Source organism: Vibrio sp. 1580 (assembly GCF_033340055.1).
On the sequence record NZ_JAWOVT010000321.1, the window covers coordinates 1 to 679 of the forward strand.

The following is a 679-nucleotide window of genomic DNA, read 5'->3' on the forward strand; positions in this document are numbered from 1 at the left end:
ACTGCTTTGGTGGATGACTTTACGCAGCACTATCCTGATGCTGAAGTCCGAGTGGTTCACCGACGCACTCAATCAAGCCTGCAATTGCTCAGCAAAAGCTACATGAAGGATATCGACTTGGTGTTGAGCTCGTCGCCGTTTCTGATGCAAGAGCTGTCGAATGAACATCGTTTGGCTGATATGTCGTCGCGTGTGCAAGTGCCGAAATGGTTGTCGCCTTATCTATTACCTAATAACGATCAAGTCGTGGCGTTTGGATACTCCGGCGCCGGGATTGTTTGGAACAAAGATTATTTGGCCGCGAACCATTTACCAGAACCGAAGCGTTTTCAAGATCTGACCAATCCGCTGTACTTTGGTCACGTCACCATGAGCACGCCAAGCCGCTCTGGAACCACGCAATTGATGGTCGAGAGTGTGCTTAGTCAATATGGTTGGCAAGAGGGCTGGCGGATTTTACTCAATGTGGGAGCGAACCTCGCGACGATCTCTTCTCGCAGTTTTGGAGTGGCGGATTACATCGCCAAAGGTAAGTTTGGTATTGGGCCGACGATCGACAGCTACGCACTGATTGCGCAACGCAAGTTCGACTACGTTGGCTTTGCTTATGATCAAGACTTTACGCTGATGCCTACCTATATTGCACAAATCAATCGGGGTAAGAGTGATAAGCTGGCAG

1 protein-coding gene is annotated in these 679 nt (G+C 49.5%); it reads left to right on the top strand.

From position 1 onward, the window contains the following. On the top strand, window positions 1-679 hold a 679-nt coding region (locus R7093_RS25770), incomplete at both ends, for an ABC transporter substrate-binding protein (RefSeq protein ID WP_318147091.1).